The organism is Streptomyces sp. NPDC048196 (assembly GCF_040652715.1).
Taxonomy (GTDB): domain Bacteria; phylum Actinomycetota; class Actinomycetes; order Streptomycetales; family Streptomycetaceae; genus Streptomyces; species Streptomyces siderophoricus.
Window position 1 is genome coordinate 107,137 of record NZ_JBEZMM010000021.1, and the last position, 17,713, is coordinate 124,849.

13 protein-coding genes and 1 pseudogene are annotated in these 17,713 nt (G+C 73.8%); 8 read left to right on the forward strand and 6 right to left on the reverse strand.

Translation table 11 applies throughout. The features are described 5' to 3' along the window. Positions 1 to 117: 117 nt before the first annotated feature. Positions 118 to 690, reverse strand: coding sequence for a hypothetical protein (locus AB0E02_RS21490; protein WP_362141638.1), 573 nt, complete (start codon positions 688 to 690; stop codon positions 118 to 120). Positions 691 to 757: 67 nt separating this feature from the next. On the opposite strand from AB0E02_RS21490, the gene AB0E02_RS21495 reads away from it, so the two are divergent. Then, a complete protein-coding gene (locus AB0E02_RS21495) occupies positions 758 to 1,519 on the forward strand; it encodes a winged helix-turn-helix domain-containing protein (RefSeq protein ID WP_030413660.1) in 762 nt (253 codons plus the stop codon). Between the two features lie 108 nt (positions 1,520 to 1,627). On the opposite strand, the pseudogene AB0E02_RS21500 reads toward AB0E02_RS21495, so the two are convergent. After that, positions 1,628 to 2,095, reverse strand: a pseudogene (locus AB0E02_RS21500) (PPOX class F420-dependent oxidoreductase); the annotation flags it as partial. A gap of 273 nt (positions 2,096 to 2,368) precedes the next feature. Further along, a complete protein-coding gene (locus AB0E02_RS21505) occupies positions 2,369 to 2,863 on the reverse strand; it encodes a hypothetical protein (protein WP_362141641.1) in 495 nt (164 codons plus the stop codon). Positions 2,864 to 3,018: 155 nt separating this feature from the next. Here AB0E02_RS21505 and AB0E02_RS21510 point away from each other — a divergent pair, with 155 nt between their 5' ends. Further along, positions 3,019 to 3,750, forward strand: coding sequence for an MBL fold metallo-hydrolase (locus AB0E02_RS21510; protein ID WP_362141643.1), 732 nt, complete (start codon positions 3,019 to 3,021; stop codon positions 3,748 to 3,750). A 284-nt stretch (positions 3,751 to 4,034) separates the two neighbouring features. On the opposite strand, the gene AB0E02_RS21515 is transcribed toward AB0E02_RS21510, so the two are convergent. After that, entirely contained in the window at positions 4,035 to 5,078 is a 1,044-nt protein-coding gene (locus AB0E02_RS21515) for a LacI family DNA-binding transcriptional regulator (protein ID WP_362141645.1), read from the reverse strand. Positions 5,079 to 5,244: 166 nt separating this feature from the next. On the opposite strand from AB0E02_RS21515, the gene AB0E02_RS21520 reads away from it, so the two are divergent. Next, positions 5,245 to 5,940, forward strand: coding sequence for an alpha/beta hydrolase (locus AB0E02_RS21520; RefSeq protein ID WP_362141647.1), 696 nt, complete (start codon positions 5,245 to 5,247; stop codon positions 5,938 to 5,940). Between the two features lie 25 nt (positions 5,941 to 5,965). Here the strand turns inward: AB0E02_RS21520 and AB0E02_RS21525 are convergent, their stop codons facing one another. Further along, positions 5,966 to 6,868, reverse strand: a complete 903-nt coding sequence (locus AB0E02_RS21525) for a hypothetical protein (protein WP_362141649.1) — start codon at positions 6,866 to 6,868, stop codon at positions 5,966 to 5,968. 264 nt (positions 6,869 to 7,132) lie between these two features. On the opposite strand from AB0E02_RS21525, the gene AB0E02_RS21530 reads away from it, so the two are divergent. The 3 genes from AB0E02_RS21530 to AB0E02_RS21540 all read left to right on the forward strand — a co-directional run bounded on the left by AB0E02_RS21530 (position 7,133) and on the right by AB0E02_RS21540 (position 11,565). After that, the gene (locus AB0E02_RS21530; protein ID WP_362141651.1) at positions 7,133 to 7,942 is read left to right on the forward strand and encodes a serine protease; all 810 of its coding nucleotides are present in this window, start codon (positions 7,133 to 7,135) and stop codon (positions 7,940 to 7,942) included. 214 nt (positions 7,943 to 8,156) lie between these two features. Next, positions 8,157 to 8,336 (forward strand): hypothetical protein, encoded by a 180-nt coding sequence (locus AB0E02_RS21535; RefSeq protein WP_030413668.1) that lies wholly within the window; start codon positions 8,157 to 8,159, stop codon positions 8,334 to 8,336. 148 nt (positions 8,337 to 8,484) lie between these two features. Continuing rightward, positions 8,485 to 11,565, forward strand: coding sequence for an endo-alpha-N-acetylgalactosaminidase family protein (locus AB0E02_RS21540; RefSeq protein ID WP_362141653.1), 3,081 nt, complete (start codon positions 8,485 to 8,487; stop codon positions 11,563 to 11,565). Between the two features lie 53 nt (positions 11,566 to 11,618). On the opposite strand, the gene AB0E02_RS21545 is transcribed toward AB0E02_RS21540, so the two are convergent. Continuing rightward, entirely contained in the window at positions 11,619 to 13,418 is a 1,800-nt protein-coding gene (locus tag AB0E02_RS21545; protein WP_362141671.1) for a beta-galactosidase, read from the reverse strand. Between the two features lie 265 nt (positions 13,419 to 13,683). On the opposite strand from AB0E02_RS21545, the gene AB0E02_RS21550 reads away from it, so the two are divergent. Continuing rightward, on the forward strand, positions 13,684 to 14,559 hold the full coding sequence (locus AB0E02_RS21550; protein ID WP_362141654.1) for an AraC family transcriptional regulator: 876 nt from the start codon (positions 13,684 to 13,686) through the stop codon (positions 14,557 to 14,559). A 71-nt stretch (positions 14,560 to 14,630) separates the two neighbouring features. Further along, entirely contained in the window at positions 14,631 to 17,285 is a 2,655-nt protein-coding gene (gene pepN, locus AB0E02_RS21555; protein WP_362141655.1) for an aminopeptidase N, read from the forward strand. Positions 17,286 to 17,713: the final 428 nt, after the last annotated feature.

The following is a 17,713-nucleotide window of genomic DNA, read 5'->3' on the forward strand; positions in this document are numbered from 1 at the left end:
TCTCCCCGACCGGAGGGCAGGCGCCGCGGGTCTTCCGGAATGCGCAAGGACGGGGAGGACCGGCAGCAGGGTCTTCCCGCCCCCCTCGCCGGCCGTGGCCGCCCGCCCCACCGGCCCCTATGAGCCGCCGCGTTCGGCCGGGTAGCGGCGGCCCAGCTGGCGGGCCATCTCCCGGGCGGGGGCCGGTACGGCCCGGTCCGGGGGAGCGGCCGACGGGCGGAAGTCGTGCACCGGCGGATGCCACGCCCCCAGGTCGATCCGCCGGTCGCTCAGCGGCAGCACCCACCGCGGGTCCGCGTGCACCCGCAGCACCTGTGCCTCGATCTGCGTCCATGCCCCGTCGGTCACCGTGCGCTCGCCGACCCGGCGGGCCTCCAGTTGCACCGGACAGTGCGCCAGCCGGGGCGGCCGCACCAGCTCCGACGGCTCCGTCCACGGTGCGTCCGTCGAGGGCGGCAGCGCCCCCGGTCCCTCTTCGGTCCCCGTTGCGTCCGGCGGCAGATTGAACACGACGTCCGGGCGTACCGCGAGGTTCCTGGCGGTCCGCCCCCGGGTCGGCAGCCAGAGGCTCACGACCGGGCCGAGCTCCCACCGGATCCGCAGCTCGACCAGGACGAAGGTTCCGTCGTCGTTCTCCGTGGACAGCAGCGCCGGGGTGACCGAACTGCTCTTCTCCAGCGCGCCTCTCATGCCGTTGAGGATAGAAGCCGGATGATTCGGTGCTCACCGAAATGTTATCAGAGGTTACTCTGTGTACATGAACCGATGGGACGCCGATCAGGAAAAACTCGCGGAGACCCCCGATCTCGCCGCGCTCGCGGCGCTGCTCGCGGACCGCACCCGCGCCGCCATCTGCATGGCCCTGCTCGACGGCGGCACCTGGACCGCCGGAGAACTCGCCGAATACGCCTCGGTGGCACCCTCCACGACCACCGAGCACCTCAACCTCCTGGTCGCCGGCGGACTGCTCGCCGAAGAACGCCAGGGACGGCGGCGCTACGTCCGGCTGGCCGGCCCGGACACCGCGGAAACCCTGGAGAACCTCGCCGGACTCGCCCCCTACCGCCCCGTCCCGATCCGCTCGCTGGCCGAGGCCAACCAGCGCCGGGCCCTGCACCACGCCCGTACCTGCTACGACCACATCGCCGGCGCCCTGGGCTGCGCCCTCGTCGAGGTGATGACCGAACGCGGCCTGCTGGCACGGGAGTACGGCCTGGTCCTCACCGCGGCCGGTGCCCACTGGCTGACCGCCCTCGGCGTCCCCGACACCGGCCCGTCCCTGGCCCACCGCGCCCATGTCCGTACGTGCCTCGACTGGACGGTGCGGCGCCCGCACCTCTCCGGCGCGCTCGGCGCCACCCTCTACCGCCACGCCCTGGAGCGCCGATGGATCGTCAAGTCCCCGACGACCCGCATCCTCAGCGTCACCGAAACCGGCCGCACGGCCTTCCGTGACCGCCTCGGCCTCCCGGAGGAGGCCCTCTCCCCGTCCCTCGCCTTTCCCGCCCCCCGCGGCTGACCGGGGTCAGCCCCGGTCGTCGGAGTCCCGGTCCTCGGAAGCCTGGTCGGCGGACGTCTGGCTGTCGGGTGTCTGACTGCCGGATTCCTGGCTGTCGGATGCCTGGTCGTCGCCGGCCACGAGGCGGGCCGGGAAACCGCCGGTGGCGATCGGGCCCCAACGGAGCGGGGTCACCCGGATCAGTGACTTGCCCTGCTTGCGCATCGCCGCGCGGTACTCGTCCCAGTCCGGGTGCTCACCGGCGATGTTGCGGTAGTACTCGACCAGCGGCTCGACCGACTCCGGCGTGTCGATGACCTCGGCCTCGCCGTCGATCTGCACCCACGGACCGTTCCACTCGTCGGACAGCACCAGCACGCTGGCCGACGCCACCCGGCGCAGGTTGCGGACCTTGGCCCGCTCCGGGTACGTCGACATGACCAGCCGGCCGGAGTCGTCCACCCCGCAGGTCAGCGGCGACGCCTGCGGGGTGCCGTCGGAGCGGCGGGTGAGCAGGATCGCGCGGTGCCGGGGGCGGACGAACTCCAGCAGCTCGGGCAGGTCGACACGGGTGGTGGTGGCGCGGGAAGGGCTCATACCGCGAGGGTAGGGCCTGGAGTGCGCTCCAGGGCGAACGCCGAAGCGCCGTGCCTGTCGGCCCGCCGGCCTCGTCGGTCCGTCAGGCTCGCCGGGCCGGCAGGCTCGTCGGTCCCTTGGTCCCTTGGTCCCTTGGTCCCTCGGTCCGTCGGCCTCGTCGGTCCGTCAGCCTGGCCAGCCCGTCAGCCTCGTTGGCCCGTCAGCCTCGTTGGCCCGTCAGCCTCGTTGGGCCCGTCGGCCCGTCGGCCCGTCCGCCTTCGGCCCCTTCTCCGGTCAGCCCTTCAGGAGTTGCTTGCCGGTGGCCGCGTCGACGACCTTGCGGTCACCGAGGGCATCCTTCAGCCGTATCGTCACCTTGTCGGTGGCCAGCATCTCGGTGCACATGCCCTTGGAACTCTTGCGCTTTCCCCAGCCGGTGACGACCACGATTCCCTTCGACTCGTGGCTGCGCGCGCCGAAGTGGGCGTCGCAGGGGCTGTGCCCGACGGTCACGGTGATCTCCCGGGCCGTACCGGCGTCCTTGGGTCGCTGGGCCTTGACCAGCGGCAGGAGCGCCTGCTGCCGGCCGTGCACCGGCGAGACCTTCGGCCAGTCCCGCACGATCTGTGCGGCCCGCTCCTCGAACGCGTCCACCTTCTTCAGCGGCGGTCCGCCGCTCACCGTCTGCTGCGGCTGCTTGCCGCAGCCGGACAGGGCGACGGCGCCGGACACCGCCAGCGCGACCACGGCGGTGAGCGTACGGGTGCGGGAGTGGGGGATTCCTCGCATGACATGCCTCCTCGGTTCACGGATGGGACGTGACGGACGCAAGAGCGGTTCCGGCCGGATTTCGCCGGCCCGCACGCGTGCGTTCGCCATTCGCTCAATCCGCCCACGGCGCAACCGCACGACCGGCGCCGCGCCCCGCGGTTAGCGTCCGGACCATGGACCCACTCACCCGTATCAGCCGTACCGTCTGGCAACTTGCCTTCCCCGTCGGGCACGTCCACCTCGTCGCGCTCCCCGACGACGGGTTCGCCCTGGTCGACACCGGGGTCCCCGGTTCGGCGCCGGCCGTTCTCGACGCGCTCGCCCGGCTCGGCGGCCACCCGGACCGGCTGCGGCAGATCGTGCTCACCCACTGCCACGCGGACCACATGGGTTCCGCCGCCGATCTGGTCGAGGCAACCGGGGCCGAGGTGCTGGCCGGTGCGCCGGACGCCCCGTACGTCCGCGGCACCGCCGCCGAGCCCGCGGCCGTCCTCACCGCGGCCGAACGCCCGCTGCACGAGCGCATCATGGCCGACTTCGCGGCCGCCGGCGTCCCGCCGCTGAGGCATGTCGCCGTCCACCGGGAACTGCGCGACGGCGACACCCTCGACGGCTGGCCGGAGCCGGTCCGGGTGCTCGCGGTCCCCGGCCATACGCCCGGCGGGATCGCCCTGCACCTGCCCGCGAGCGGGCTGCTGTTCCCCGGGGACGTCATCGGCGCCTCCCCGGACGGCGACCGTGCGGTACTCGGGCCGTTCAACGTCTCGCGGGAGCAGGCCGTGGCCTCCTTCCGGCGGCTGGCCGCGCTCGACGACGTCGGGACGGTGTGCGTGCCGCACGGGGGGACGATCCGGGACGCCCGGGCGGTGCTGGCCGCGGCCACCCCGGAGACGGACTGGCGCTAGTCAGCCGGTGGGTCGGGCCTCACGGGAGCCGGTGGTCCGTGCCGCACCGGAGCTGGCGGTTCGCGCCTCATCGGAGTCGGCGGGCCGGGCCTCATCGGAGTCGGCGGGCCGGGCCTCATCGGAGTCGGCGGGCCGGGCCTCATCGGAGCCGGCTGGCCGGGCCACATCGGAGCCGACGGGCCGTGCCGCACCGGAGCCTGCCGGCCAAGCCTCACCCACCCTGCCCGTCGCCCCGACTACTGCCCGTCGCCCAGGCTCCCGCCCGTCGCCCAGGCTCCCGCCCGTCACCCCGAGTCCCGGCCCTCGACCCGGAACGTGCCCAGCCGGTGGACCGCGGGGGAGCGGTCCGGGTCGCGGATGAGGGCGGCGACCAGGGCGGCGATCCGGTCCGGCGGGGTGATCTCGGCGCGGACGCTGGTCAGTCGGGGACGCAGCAGCCGGGCCAGCAGCAGATCGTCCGCGCCGACCACACCGATCTCGTCCGGCCCGGTGCCGATGGTGTGCCCGGCGTCCTGCAGGGCCCGCATCAGCAGCATCGCGTACTCGTCGTTGTAGGCGAACACCCCGTCCAGGCCCGGACCGGACCAGTCGGCCGCCAGCCGTGCCGCGGACTCCTCGGTCAGTTCCAGGTCGAGCGGATGCACCTCGGCGCCGGGCCGGCCCGCGGCCGCCTCCCGTACGCCCGCCAGGCGTGCCCCGGCGAAGTCCGCCAGCCCCCGATCGGCGGGCCGGACCACCCCGATCCGGCGCCGGCCACCGGCCAGCAGGTGCTCGCCCGCCCGCCGCCCGGCCTCCCGCTGGTCCAGCAGGAGGGCATGGGCGCCGGGCGGCGCGGACGGCCCGTGGGTGAGGACCGCTGCGGTGCCCGCGCGGTGCAGCAGTTCGACGGCGGGGGCGTCCAGCGGCGGGCCGTGCAGCGCCAGTACGGCGGCCGGCCGCAGTTCGGCCCAGGCGCGGGCGGCCGCCATCGGCGAGGCGGCGGGCGCGCCGTGCAGCACACCGGTGTAGCCGAGGCCGTGCAGCGCGGTCTGGAACCCGGCCAGGAACCGGGTGAAGAGCGGACCGAAGGCCGGGACGGTGTCGGCGGGGGCGGCCAGCAGCACGATGCTGCCCCGCCCGGCCCGCAGGGTCCGGGCCGCGGCGTGCGGGACGTAGCCCAGTTCCTCGGCGGCGGCCCGGACCCTGGCCTGGGTGCGGGCCCCCACCCGGCCTTCGGCCTGGCCGTTCAGGACGTAGGAGACCGTCGCGCGCGAGACCCCGGCGAGCCGGGCAACGGCCGCGCTCGTCGGGGGAGTCGGGGTGGCCCGGGGGCCGGCTGGGTCAGTCATCCTGCGGGGCATCCTCGCACAGGGTTTTTGCCCGGCGGACCCGGGCGCGGCAGGTTCCCCGCCTCCACTGACACGTGTAACGTCGGCCGGGTGCGCCCACGGTGCGGAACGGCCGGCCAGGGGCGCCGCCCACCGGAGCGCGGACGTACGGGAGAGAGGTGCGGGCATGCAGCTGTACACCCACGAATGGGGCGCCGGCAGCCGGACCGCGGTGCTGGTCCACGGAATGATGTCCGACCACCGCACCTGGCACCGGGTCGGCCCGGCGCTCGCCGAACGGGGTTACCGCGTGCTCGCCGTCGACCTGCGCGGCCACGGCCGCAGCCCGCGCGGGGAGTACGGCGCCGAACTCTTCGCCGAGGACCTCGTGGAGACCCTGCCCGCCGGCCCCGAGGTCGTCATCGGGCACTCCCTGGGCGGCCTCGCGCTCTCCCTGGCCGTGGAGCGGCTGCAGCCGCGGCGCGCGGTCTACTGCGATCCGGCCTGGTCGCTGGGCCGCACCGGACAGCCCGTCGACCCGGCGGTGTTCCTGCCGTTCAAGAACGCCGACCGGGCGATGGTGCGCGGCTTCAACCCGCGCTGGTCCGACGCCGACGTGGAGATCGAACTGGCCACGCTCGCCGACTGGGACACCGCGACCGCGCGCGCCCTGTCCGGCGAGCACCTCACGGACCGCACACCGGAGAAGCCGGTCGTCCCCTCGCTGGTGCAGATCGCGGGGGAGGGGTTCCTCTTCACCGACGAGGCGGCCGCCGAACTCACCCGGCGCGGCTTCGAGGTCCGTACCGTGCCCGGCGCCGGGCACACCATCCACCGCGACGACTTCGAGGGCTTCCTGACGGGGCTGGAGGGCTGGGTCTAGCCCGCACCGGCATTCTGATCAGGCGTCAGGTGTCGCAGTCCAGCAGCGTCTTGCACAGCCCGCACCGCGCCGTCAGGCGCCCCCGTACCGGCAGGCGCAGGCGCTGGTGGCAGGCGGGACAGGGGAACGACACCTTCAGTGGTGCCGGGCCCTCGAAGGCGTAGTCGTCACCACCCGGCCCGGACGGCCGGCCGGCGCGACGCGGGTCCCGGGCCGCCCGCCGGTCCTTGGCGTAGCGCATGCGGGCGGCCCACCCGGCGGCGGCCAGCGGCGGCCGCTGCAGGTCCTGCCGGGCCCGCGCCGCGCCCGCGGTGTACGCGTCGTACGCCTGCGGGCTGGTGAACCACGGCGCCGGGTCCTCGCCGAAGAACGCGGCCCGCTTGGCGAGGACGTAGCCGAACTCCTCCGGCGTCAGATAGCCGAGCTTCTGCGAGAACGGGCCGTGCTCGCGGTAGGCGTCCAGCAGCAGCCAGCCCGCGCCGAGGTAGGTGGTGGCGGTGTCGGTGAGGATCTCGTTGTCGCGGGTGCCGGGGAACGACAGGTCCAGGCGGTGCAGGTAGACGTGCATCACCTCGTGGGCCAGTGCGGCGCCGATGTCCTTGCGGTGGGTGCGGAAGCGGTCGTTGAGCTCGATGAAGTACTCCGGGCCCGCGGTCAGTTCGACGTTCGCGGCGTGCTCCATCTCCCGGAAGCTCACCACGATCCGCGCATCGGGCAGATGCAGCTGCCGCACCAGGGCGCGGGCGATCCGCTGGGCACCCAGATGCAGGTCCTCGGTGTCGTCGAAGGCCACGTCGACCGGCAGCACGCTGGTGCCGAAGGTGCTCACCGTGTCGTACGACAGCCGGGTGAACAGCGCGTGGAGGGCCGAACGGACCGTGTCGAGATGGGGATAGCCGTGCTCGATCCCGCGCTCACCCGTCGTCATCCGGCCACTGTACGGCGCCGCCGGGAATGTCCGGTACGGCCCTCGGGGCGCGGCTGCCGCGGGAGTTGGCCGGATGCGCACTCTTGTCACCCCGTTCCGGCAGTCCGGATAATCACAGGGCGCTCCTCGGACTCATCCCCCACTGGGTCCGGACGCCATGCGGCGGGCTGTCGTCCTCCACGCTGATCCTTCGACGGCCACCTCCGGCTCCGGTGTTGGCATGGGCTCGTCAGCGACGTGCAACCCCCCACGAAAGGAAGCCCGTTGCGCAGCTACCGGAAGCTCCTCACGAGAACCACCGCCGCCGGCGCGGTCGCCCTGGCGGCCTTCAGCCTCCAGCCCGGTACCGCCACCGCCGCCCCCGCACCCGACCCGTCCGGCTCCGTGCACACCAAGGTCGTCGGCGGCACCAAGGCCGACCAGGGTGAATTCCCCTTCATGGTGCGGCTGTCGATGGGCTGCGGCGGCGCCCTCTACGCCAAGGACATCGTGCTGACCGCGGCGCACTGCGTCGACGGCAGCGGCGACAACACCTCCATCACCGCCACCGGGGGCGTGGTCGACCTCCAGGACTCCGCCGCCGTCAAGGTCAACTCCACCAAGGTGCTGCAGGCGCCCGGCTACAACGGCAAGGGCAAGGACTGGGCGCTGATCAAGCTCGCCAAGCCGATCGACCAGCCCACCCTGAAGATCGCCGAGGACACCAAGCTCAACAACGGAGACTTCACCATCGCCGGCTGGGGAGCCGACAAGGAGGGCGGCAACCAGCAGCGCTACCTCCTCAAGGCCACCGTCCCGTTCGTCGACGACGCCACCTGCCAGAAGGCGTACGGCGACCAGCTGACGCCCGGCGACGAGATCTGCGCCGGCAAGCTGGACACCGGCGGCATCGACACCTGCCAGGGCGACTCCGGCGGCCCGATGTTCCGCAAGGACGACGCCGGCAAGTGGCTCCAGGTCGGCATCGTCTCCTGGGGCGAGGGCTGCGCACGGCCCGGCAAGCCCGGCGTCTACTCCGAGGTGAGCACCTTCGCCGCGGACATCAAGAAGGCCGCGGGCCAGCTCGGCGGCTGACCCCCGCCCCGCGCCACCCACGCACCGAAGGGCCCGGGTGCCGCTCCCCGGGCCCTTCGCCGTGCCCGGACGCCCGGGGCCTCGTCCCCCGCCCGCCGGGACCTTGGTCCCGTCCCGCCCGGGACCAAGCTCACCTTCCGGCCGGGGCTTCTGCCGCCGCCGATGACCGTACGACCCCTGGGCGGCCGGCGCCCGGCTGCCTAACGTGAACGGCATGACCAGCGACCGCCGTACCCGGCCCCCGGGCCCCGACCGCGACCGCCGCGCCACCGTCCTCGCCGCCGTCCTCCTCGCCGCCTCCGCCGCCGCCCTGGCCTACGTCCTGCTCGGCGGCCACCACGGCCCCGTCGAATGCCCCGCCGGCGCCGCCCCGCCGCCCGCCGCCCCGCGCTAGCCGCCCCCGGACCGGCGCGTCCCGCCGCCACATCTGTCCAACACCTCCCCCTCCTTTGTCCATAGGCGCACGCCCCGCCGCCGCAGCACGCTGTCCGCCGACAGGCAGTGCCACCCGCAGCAGTGCCGCACGGAGGAGGACAGCGCGCGTGAACGAACAGACCGGTGCCCCGCGCGGGCCCAGCCGCAGAAAGGTCGTCGCCGCCACCGCGCTCGCCCCGGTCGCCGGGGCCCTCCCGCTCGGCGCCCGCACCGCCGCGGCCGCCCCCCGCACCGCCGGGGCCGTGCTGCGGTCCGACGCGCTGGAGGTCCGCGTCGACACCGCCTTCCCGTGCATCGTCTCCTACACCGACCGCGCCACCGGAGCCGTCCTGCACGGCCAGTTCACCCCGGTCACCGAGGTCCTCGTCGACGGCACCGCCCGCACGCCCCGCGTCACCCACCGGGCCCGCGCCGACCGCGCCACCTACACCCTCACCTTCGACGGCGGCACCACCGTCACCGTCGAGATCACCGTCGAAGGCCGGCGGACCACCTGGCGGGTCACCCGCATCGCCGACACCCCCGCCCTGCGCATCGGCACCCTCCAGATCCCCGGCCTCGCCCTGCTCTCCGTGCGCAGCGACCAGCCCGGCGCGACCCTGCTCGCGGCCCGCATCGAACTCGACAAGGCCAAGAGCGGCGACACCCTGATCGAGGTCACCGACCACACCCCCGCCGAACCCGCCCCCACCGGCTGCGCCTACGCCGTCGTCGCCACCGACCAGCTGGCCGCCGGCATCGAGACCAACACCGTCTACGACCGGCCCACCGGCGCCACCACCTGGGAGAACGGCCGGCTGTGGCGGCAGACCGTGCAGGGCGACGGCTTCGTGGCGGCCACACTCACCCCCGGGCAGTGGACCCACCGCGCGGCCGGCCAGCCTTCCGGCGCCACCGACCCGCTGCCCTACGCGACCGTCATCGTCACCCGCGACCGCAACGGCGACGGCCGCACCGACTGGCAGGACGCGGCGATCGCCCTGCGCGACATCATGGTCATGCCGCTCGGCGCCGACGACCAGCACCTCCGCGTCGTCCCGCACATCCCGTTCAACTTCGCCAGCCAGGCCACCAACCCGTTCCTCGCCACCCTCGACCACGTCAAACGGATCGCCCTGGCCACCGACGGACTACGGCAGTTCACCCTCCTCAAGGGCTACCAGTCCGAAGGCCACGACTCCGCCCACCCCGACTACGGCGGCAACTACAACGAACGGGCCGGCGGCCTCGCCGACCTCAACACCCTGCTCCGCGCCGGAAAGAAGTGGAACAGCGACTTCGCGGTGCACGTCAACGCCACCGAGTCCTACCCCGTCGCGCACGCCTTCTCCGAGCAGCTCGTCAACAAGGACGACAAGCAGTGGGACTGGCTCGACCAGTCCTACCGCATCGACGCCCGCCGCGACCTGGTCACCGGCAACATCGCCGCCCGTTTCGCACAGCTGCGCAGGGAGACCGACCCGGCCCTGACCACCCTCTACCTCGACGTCTTCCGGGAATCCGGCTGGAACTCCGACCGCCTCCAGCGCCACCTGCGCGACCAGGGCTGGCAGATCGCCACCGAATGGGGCCATGGACTGGAACGGTCCTCCCTCTGGTCGCACTGGGCCAACGAGACCGACTACGGCCCCGACACCTCCCGCGGCATCAACTCCCGGCTGATCCGCTTCCTGCGCAACCACCACAAGGACGTCTTCGCCGACAAGTGGCCCACCCTCCTCGGCAACCCCCGCATGGGCAACTTCGAGGGCTGGGTCGGCAAGACCGACTGGGCCGCCTTCTACACGATCATCTGGACCGACGCCCTCCCCGCCAAATACCTCCAGGCCTACCCGATCAAGACCTGGACCGACCACGAGATCACCTTCGAGGGCCCCACCCACACCTCCGTCAGCGACACCACAGGCACCCGCCGGATCACCACCGACGGACGGCTGGTCTACGACGGCGGCAGCTACCTGCTCCCCTGGGAACCCCGCCGCGCCACCGACCCCGCCAAGCTCTACCACTACAACCCCCGCGGCGGCACCACGAGTTGGGCGCTGCCCCGCGGCTGGTCCACCGCCACCACCGTGCACGCCTACCGGCTCACCGACCAGGGCCGCACCCGGCACACCCGGTTGCCGGTCCGCGGCGGCCGGATCACCCTCACCGCCGAGGCCGGCGTGCCGTACGTCGTCCACCGCCACCCGGCACCCGCCCAGGGCGACCCCCACTGGGGCGAAGGCACCCCGCTGACCGACCCCGGCTTCCACTCCGGCACCCTCGACGCCTGGCGGACCACCGGCCCGGCCACCGTCCGGCTCAGCGAACGCGGTGACTACGAACTCGTCGTCGGCGCCGGCCCGGCCGCCCGCGTCGCCCAGAACCTCACCCGCCTCGCCCCCGGCACCTACGCCGCCTCCGTCCAGGTCGAGGTCGGCGCCACCCCCGGCGAACGGCGCCGCGCCGCCCTGGAGATCCGCACCGCCGACGGCCTCACCACCGCCAACTGGACCGACACCTCCACCGCCGGCAACTACGTCGCCGCCGACCGGAAGTCCGGCACCCGCTTCCAGCGCCTCTTCACCCACTTCACCGTCCCCGAAGGCGGCGGCCCCACCACCCTCGCCCTCACCGCCGCGGCCGGAGCGGCCCGGGTCCGCTTCGACAACGTCCGCGTCGTCCCCGCCACCCCCACCACCAAGAAGGGCACCCTCGTCCACGAGGACTTCGAGCACGTCCCCCAGGGCTGGGGCGTCTTCGTCAAGGGCGACGCCGGCGGCAGCACCGACCCCCGCACCCACATCGCCCAGCGGCACGCCCCCTACACCCAGGCCGGCTGGAACGGCAAGGCCATCGACGACGTCATCGACGGCGGCCAGTCCCTCAAGTCCCGCGGCGAGAACACCGGCCTGGTCCACCGCACCGTCCCGCACACCGTCCGCTTCACCCCCGGCCACCGCTACCGCGTCACCTTCCGCTACGAGAACGAACGCGCCGGCCAGTACGCCTGGATCACCGCCGTCGACGACCCCGCACCCCGCGAACTGACCCGCACCCCCCTCCCCGTCGCCACCCGGCCCGCCACCCACACCTACGAGTTCACCGCGCCCACCACCGGCGAGGCATGGGTCGGACTGCACAAAATCGGCGACGACGGAACCGCGGAGTTCGTCCTGGACTCTTTCGAGGTGCGCGAGGTGTAGTCGGCCGTGGGGGCGGGTCGGTGCGTCCCCACGGCCTCACCTCCCGCGGCGCCTCAACACGCCGCGGGCACCAGACCGGGCGCCCCGGCCCCTTCCCCCACAGCGGCCGGGGCGCCCTCCCACTCCCACACCAGCACCTCGTTACGGCCCGCCCGCAGCACCGGCCCCGGCACGTACAGCGCACGCTGCGGCCCCACCGCCCGATAGCGGCCGAGACAGAACCCGTTGACCCACACGAACCCGTGCACCCAGCCCGGCAGCGTCAACTCCGCGTCCCCCGGCGGCCCGACCACCCTCACCACCCCCCGGTACAGCCCCGCCGACCCCGCCGCCCGCGCCACCGGCCCGAACGGCACCTCCGCGAGCGCCCCCGGCTCCTCCAGCGCATCCAGCCGCAACCCCCGCGACCGCACCCCGTGCAGGAACTGCCGCTCGTGCAGCAGCCCGCCCGTGATCCCCTTCGGCTCACCCAGCCGCGGCCCGTAGTTGACCCGCCCCAGCGACTGCACCCACACCTCCACCGCCGCCGGCCCCGCCACGTCCCCCACCACCGCGTCCTCGCCGTCCACCACCGCCCGCCGCACCCCGTCGACGTACACCACCGCCCGGTCCCGCAACCCCCGCAGCCGCAGCGCGTGACCCTCCCGCGGCCCCGGCACCGCCACCCGGTAACGGACCAGCCCCCGGTCCACCCCCAGCTCCTCGAACGTCGCCGGACCACCGCCCACCACCTCGGCCCCGCCCAGCGCGTCCAGCACCGCCCCCGCCGGCGCCCACTCCCCGAGCTCCACCACCGCCGCCGCCGACAGCACCGGCTCCGGCTCCGGCACCGCCGGCAGCGGCCCCTCGGCCCACCGGGCCAGCACCTCCCGGAACCGCCAGAACTTCTCCGTCGGCCGCCCCCGCTCGTCCACCGGCGCCCCGTAGTCGTACGACGTCACCGTCGGCAACAACGCCCCGTCGTGCAGCTCACCCGCCCGGTTCGCCCCCGCCCACCCGCCGAAACTCGTCCCGCCGTGCGCCATGTAGACATTCACCGAGGCACCGCACTCCAGGATCTCCCGCAACGCCCCGGCCGCGTCCGCCGCCTCCCGCGGCTCCGCCACCCGCCCCCAGTGCGCGAACCACCCGCACCAGAACTCCATGCACATCAACGGCCCCGCCGGCCGGTGTCGCCGCAGCGCGGCGAACGCCTCCCGCGCCCCGCCGCCGAAATTCGCCGTGGCCAGCACCCCCGGCACCGCACCACCCGTCAGCATGTGGTCCTCCGGCCCGTCCGACGTGAACAGCGGCACCGCCACCCCGAGCTCCCGCAGCCGTCCCACGATCCACTCCAGATACCGCGCATCACTGCCGTACGAGCCGTACTCGTTCTCCGCCTGCACCATCACCACCGGACCACCCCGCCCGTCCGGCCCCGCCACCGTGCACTGCCGCGCCACGATCTGCGGCAGCAACCGCCCGAACCACCCCGCCACCGCCCGCAGATACACCGCGTCCCACGTCCGCACCCGCGACCCCAGCGGCCCCGTCAGCCACTCCGGCAGCCCGCCGTTCTCCCACTCCGCGCAGATGTACGGCCCCGGACGGACGATCGCCCACAACCCCGCCGCCCGCACCGCGTCCAGGAAGCGACCCGGCGCATCGGCGTCCCGGAACTCCCCGGGCCGCGGCTCGTGCAGATTCCACGGCACATAGGTCTCCACACAGTTCAGACCCATCGCCTTCAGCATCGCCAACCGGTGCCCCCACTGCGCCTCGTGCACCCGGAAGTAGTGCAGCGCCCCCGACAGCAACCGCACCGGCCGCCCGTCCAGCTCGAAATCCCGCTCACCCACCACGAACCGCGCCACCACGCCGCCTCCCCGGGCCGCCCGCACCCACCCGGCCGGGCCGGCCGGGCACACGCGGGCGCGCTCCCCTCACCGATCACCCTCGCCCTCTGGCGGCCCGCCGGTCCATGGACAAAGATCGGCGTTGTTTGGACGGAAGCGGTCAGGGCATGTCCCCGGATCAACCGGACCCGAACGACCCGGGAAACCTGGGAAACGCGGGAGACCCGGAAAACCCGGGAAACCCGGAAGACACTGCCCGGTACGAAGCGACGGGAGACCCGGCGTGTACCACACCTGGATGCGCTACTTCACGCCCAGCCCGGTCCACCACCGGCTCGGCCTGGTCTGCCTGGGCGTCGGCCTCCAGCACGGCACCCTCCCCCCGGTCGGCCCCCGCACCCTCGACCACCACGTCGCCATCGTCATCCGCGCCGGCCGCGGCTGGTACACCACCCCCGACGGCCACCGCCGCACCCTCACCGCCCCCGCCCTCCTCTGGATCCTCCCCGGCATCCCCCACCACTACGGCGCCGACCCCGACACCGGCTGGGACGAAAGCTTCGTCGACTTCACCGGCCCCGCCACCGCCACCTACACCGAACTCGGCTACATCGACCCCGACCGCCCCGTCGTCCCCCTCGCCGACACCGGCCCCGCCCGCACCGCCATCGGCAAGATCGCCCGCGCCGCCCGCCGCGGCAACCCCCTCCTCGACGTCGAGACCGCAGCCGCCGTCCACGAACTCCTCGTCGCCCTGCGCCGCGCCCGCGCCGACACCGACGCCGACGGCGACCCGGTCCTGGCCGCCCTCGCCCGCGACGCCTTCCTCCCCCTCTCCGTCGCCGAACACGCCGCCCGGCACGGCATGACCCCCACCGAACTCCGCACCGCCGTCCGCCGCGGCGCCGGCTGCAGCCCCAAGGACTACCTCCTCGGCATCCGCCTCGGCCGCGCCAAGGAACTCCTCGTCGGCACCGAACTCCCGGTCGCCGCCGTCGCCCGCCGCGTCGGCTACGACGACCCCGCCTACTTCAGCCGCCTCTTCACCCGCCGCGTCGGCACCGCCCCCGTCCGCTTCCGCGACCGCCAGGTCAAAAGCGTCCCCGGCGGCTGGTCCACCCAGATCCCCGACCCCGACAACCCACCCCTCGTCGGCTGACCCGACCCCACCCACCACCTGCGGGCAAACCCCCGTGCGCCGCCGACCGACCGTACGGCAGCATGGCCACCATGCCCCAACTGCAGCGCGACGAGGCGCAGACCCGAGCCCGCCAGATCGACGTCCACCGCTACGACATCGCACTCGACCTCACCCAGGGCGACGAACGATTCGGCTCCCGTACGGTCATCCACTTCACCGCACGCACCGACGGCGACACCTTCGTCGAACTCCGCCCCGCCGAGCTGCACACCGCCACCCTCGACGGCCGGCCCCTCGACCCGGCCACCCTCGACGACAACCGCCTCCCCCTCACCGGCCTCACCGCCGGCCCCCACGAACTCCACCTCCACGCCACCATGCGCTACTCCCGCACCGGCGAGGGCATGCACCGCTTCACCGACCCCGCCGACGGCGAGGCCTACGTCTACACCCAGCTGTTCATGGAGGACATCCAGCGCGTCTTCGCCGCCTTCGACCAGCCCGACCTCAAGGCCGTCTTCGCCCTCACCGTCCAGGCCCCCGAAAACTGGACCGTCCTCGCCAACGGCATCACCGAACACCTGGGGGAGGGCCACTGGAAAGCCGCCCCCACCCCCCTCATCTCCACCTACCTCGTCGCCGTAGCCGCCGGCCCCTGGCACTCCGTCCGCACCGAACACGCCGGACTGCCCTTCGGCATCCACTGCCGCCGCTCCCTCGCCCCCCACCTCGACGCCGACGCCGAGGAAATCCTCGACCTCACCCGCCGCTGCTTCGACCGCTACCACCAGATCTTCGAGGAGCCCTACCCCTTCGACTCCTACGACCAGGCCTTCGTCCCCGAATTCAACGCCGGCGCCATGGAGAACCCCGGCCTGGTCACCTTCCGCGACGAATTCGTCTACCGCTCCGCCGTCACCGACACCGAACGCCAGACCCGCGGCATGGTCATCTCCCACGAAATGGCCCACATGTGGTTCGGCGACCTCGTCACCCTCCAATGGTGGGACGACATCTGGCTCAACGAGTCCTTCGCCGAATACATGGGCTACCAGGTCCTCTCCGAAGCCACCCGCTTCACCGACACCTGGACCGACTTCGCCATCGCCCGCAAGAGCTGGGGCTACGACGCCGACCAGCGCCCCTCCACCCACCCCGTCGCCCCCGCCCCCGAGGACGTCCCCGACACCGCCTCCGCCCTCCTCAACTTCGACGGCATCTCCTACGCCAAGGGCGCCTCCGCCCTGCGCCAACTCGTCGCCTGGATGGGGGAGAAGGACTTCCTCGCCGGCATCAACGACCACTTCGCCCGCCACCGCTTCGGCAACGCCACCCTCGCCGACTTCATCGACTCCCTCGCCCGCGCCACCCACCGCGACGTCCACACCTGGGCCGCCCGCTGGCTGCGCACCACCGGCGTCGACACCCTCACCCCCGTCGTCGGCGACACCGACGGCCACTGGAACCTCACCGTCGACCAGACCGGCAGCCCGGACGGCACCCGCCCGCACCGCCTCACGGTCGGCCTCTACGACCCCGACCCGCACACCCCCGGCCGCCTCGTCGCCCGCACCCCCCTCACCCTCGACGTCCCCGACGACCCCGCCCACACCGGCACCGGCCGCCGCCCCGCCCTGCTCCTCCTCAACGACCAGGACCTCACCTACGCCAAGGTCCGCCTCGACCCCGCCTCCTGGGACACCGCCCTCACCGCCCTCTCGGGCCTGCCCGACCCGCTCACCCGCGCCGTCGTCTGGAACGCCGCCCGCGACATGGTCCGCGACGGCGAACTCGCCCCCACCGCCTACCTCGACGCCGCCCGCGCCCACCTCCCGCACGAAACCGACCTCGCCATCCTCCAGGGCGTCCTCGCCTTCGCCCGCACCCAGATCGCCGACCGCTACCTCACCCCCACCGCCCGGCACACCGCCCTGACCACCCTCACCGCCCTCAGCCGCGACATACTCCGCCGCACCGAGGGCCCCGAACACGGCACCGCCGCCGGCCTCCGGCTCACCGCCGTCCGCGCCTTCATCGACAGCGCCACCACCCCCGAAGGCATCCAGGACTGGCTCGACGACGGCAGCGTCCCCGGCGGTCCCCACCTCGACCCCGAACTGCGCTGGCGCATCCTCGGCCGGCTCGCCACCCTCGGCGCCGCACCCGTCGCCGAACTCCACGCCACCATCGACGCCGAACTCGCCCGCGACCCCAGCGCCACCGGCCGCGAAGGCGCCGCCCGCTGCCGCGCCGCCCTCCCCGACCCCGCCGCCAAACAAGCCGCCTGGGACGCCCTCTTCACCACCGACGAGGACACCGCCCTCTCCAACTACCTCTTCACCGCCACCGCCACCGGCTTCTGGGCCCCCGAACACCACGACCTGCTCCGCCCCTACGTCACCCGCTACTTCACCGAAGCCCCCGGCCTCGCCGCCGCCCGCGGCCCCGCCCTCGCCGAAGCCGCCGGCCGCTACGCCTTCCCCGCCACCTTCGTCGAAGAAGAAACCCTCCACCTCGGCGAAACCTGCCTCACCGACCGCAACCCCACCCCCGCCCTCCGCCGCAAACTCACCGACCAACTCGACGACCTCCGCCGCGCACTGCGCGTCCGCACCACCACGGCGGACACCAACGACGCAGGCACCAAGGGCGCAGGCACCACCGGCGCCGGCACCAACGGCCCAGGCACCACCGGCGCCGCTACTGGAGCCTCCACCGGAGCCCCCACTGGGATGCCGCACTGAACTGACGCTCCCCGCCTGCGGGAATACCGGCCCCCTGACGGTGCGTTGTGGCTCCGCAGGGGGCCCACGCACCCCTTACGGGTCGCCCCCTACGGGTTCCGTTCGACCGCCCGGCCCGGTCCGCCCGCCGTACCCGGCCTGCCCGCCCGACGCGCCCCGCGCCCGCCCCCCCCGCGCCCCGCCCGTCCTCGCGAGCCCCGGGCCCCCGGGCGTCCGCTCCCCGACCCCCGCTCTCGGGCCCCCGCCCCCCCGCCCCCCCGGCCCCCTCTCACCCCCCGGGAATACCGCCCCCCTCCCCGCACGTTGTGGACCCGCAGGGGGCCTTCGCATCCCCTAGGTGTATTGATCACGAGCGTTGTTAACGGTCGCTGGGTCTTGATCATGGCGAAGACCTCCGGTGTGGTGGAGGTGTCTAGGCTCCACACCAC

What these genes read in the sequence shown, in the direction of transcription:
- AB0E02_RS21490 (WP_362141638.1), bottom strand. Translation starts at nt 690, where the DNA reads ATGAGAGGCGCGCTGGAGAAGAGCAGTTCGGTCACCCCGGCGCTGCTG.
- AB0E02_RS21495 (WP_030413660.1), top strand. Translation starts at nt 758, where the DNA reads ATGAACCGATGGGACGCCGATCAGGAAAAACTCGCGGAGACCCCCGAT.
- AB0E02_RS21505 (WP_362141641.1), bottom strand. Translation starts at nt 2,863, where the DNA reads ATGCGAGGAATCCCCCACTCCCGCACCCGTACGCTCACCGCCGTGGTC.
- AB0E02_RS21510 (WP_362141643.1), top strand. Translation starts at nt 3,019, where the DNA reads ATGGACCCACTCACCCGTATCAGCCGTACCGTCTGGCAACTTGCCTTC.
- AB0E02_RS21515 (WP_362141645.1), bottom strand. Translation starts at nt 5,078, where the DNA reads ATGACTGACCCAGCCGGCCCCCGGGCCACCCCGACTCCCCCGACGAGC.
- AB0E02_RS21520 (WP_362141647.1), top strand. Translation starts at nt 5,245, where the DNA reads ATGCAGCTGTACACCCACGAATGGGGCGCCGGCAGCCGGACCGCGGTG.
- AB0E02_RS21525 (WP_362141649.1), bottom strand. Translation starts at nt 6,868, where the DNA reads ATGACGACGGGTGAGCGCGGGATCGAGCACGGCTATCCCCATCTCGAC.
- AB0E02_RS21535 (WP_030413668.1), top strand. Translation starts at nt 8,157, where the DNA reads ATGACCAGCGACCGCCGTACCCGGCCCCCGGGCCCCGACCGCGACCGC.
- pepN (WP_362141655.1), top strand. Translation starts at nt 14,631, where the DNA reads ATGCCCCAACTGCAGCGCGACGAGGCGCAGACCCGAGCCCGCCAGATC.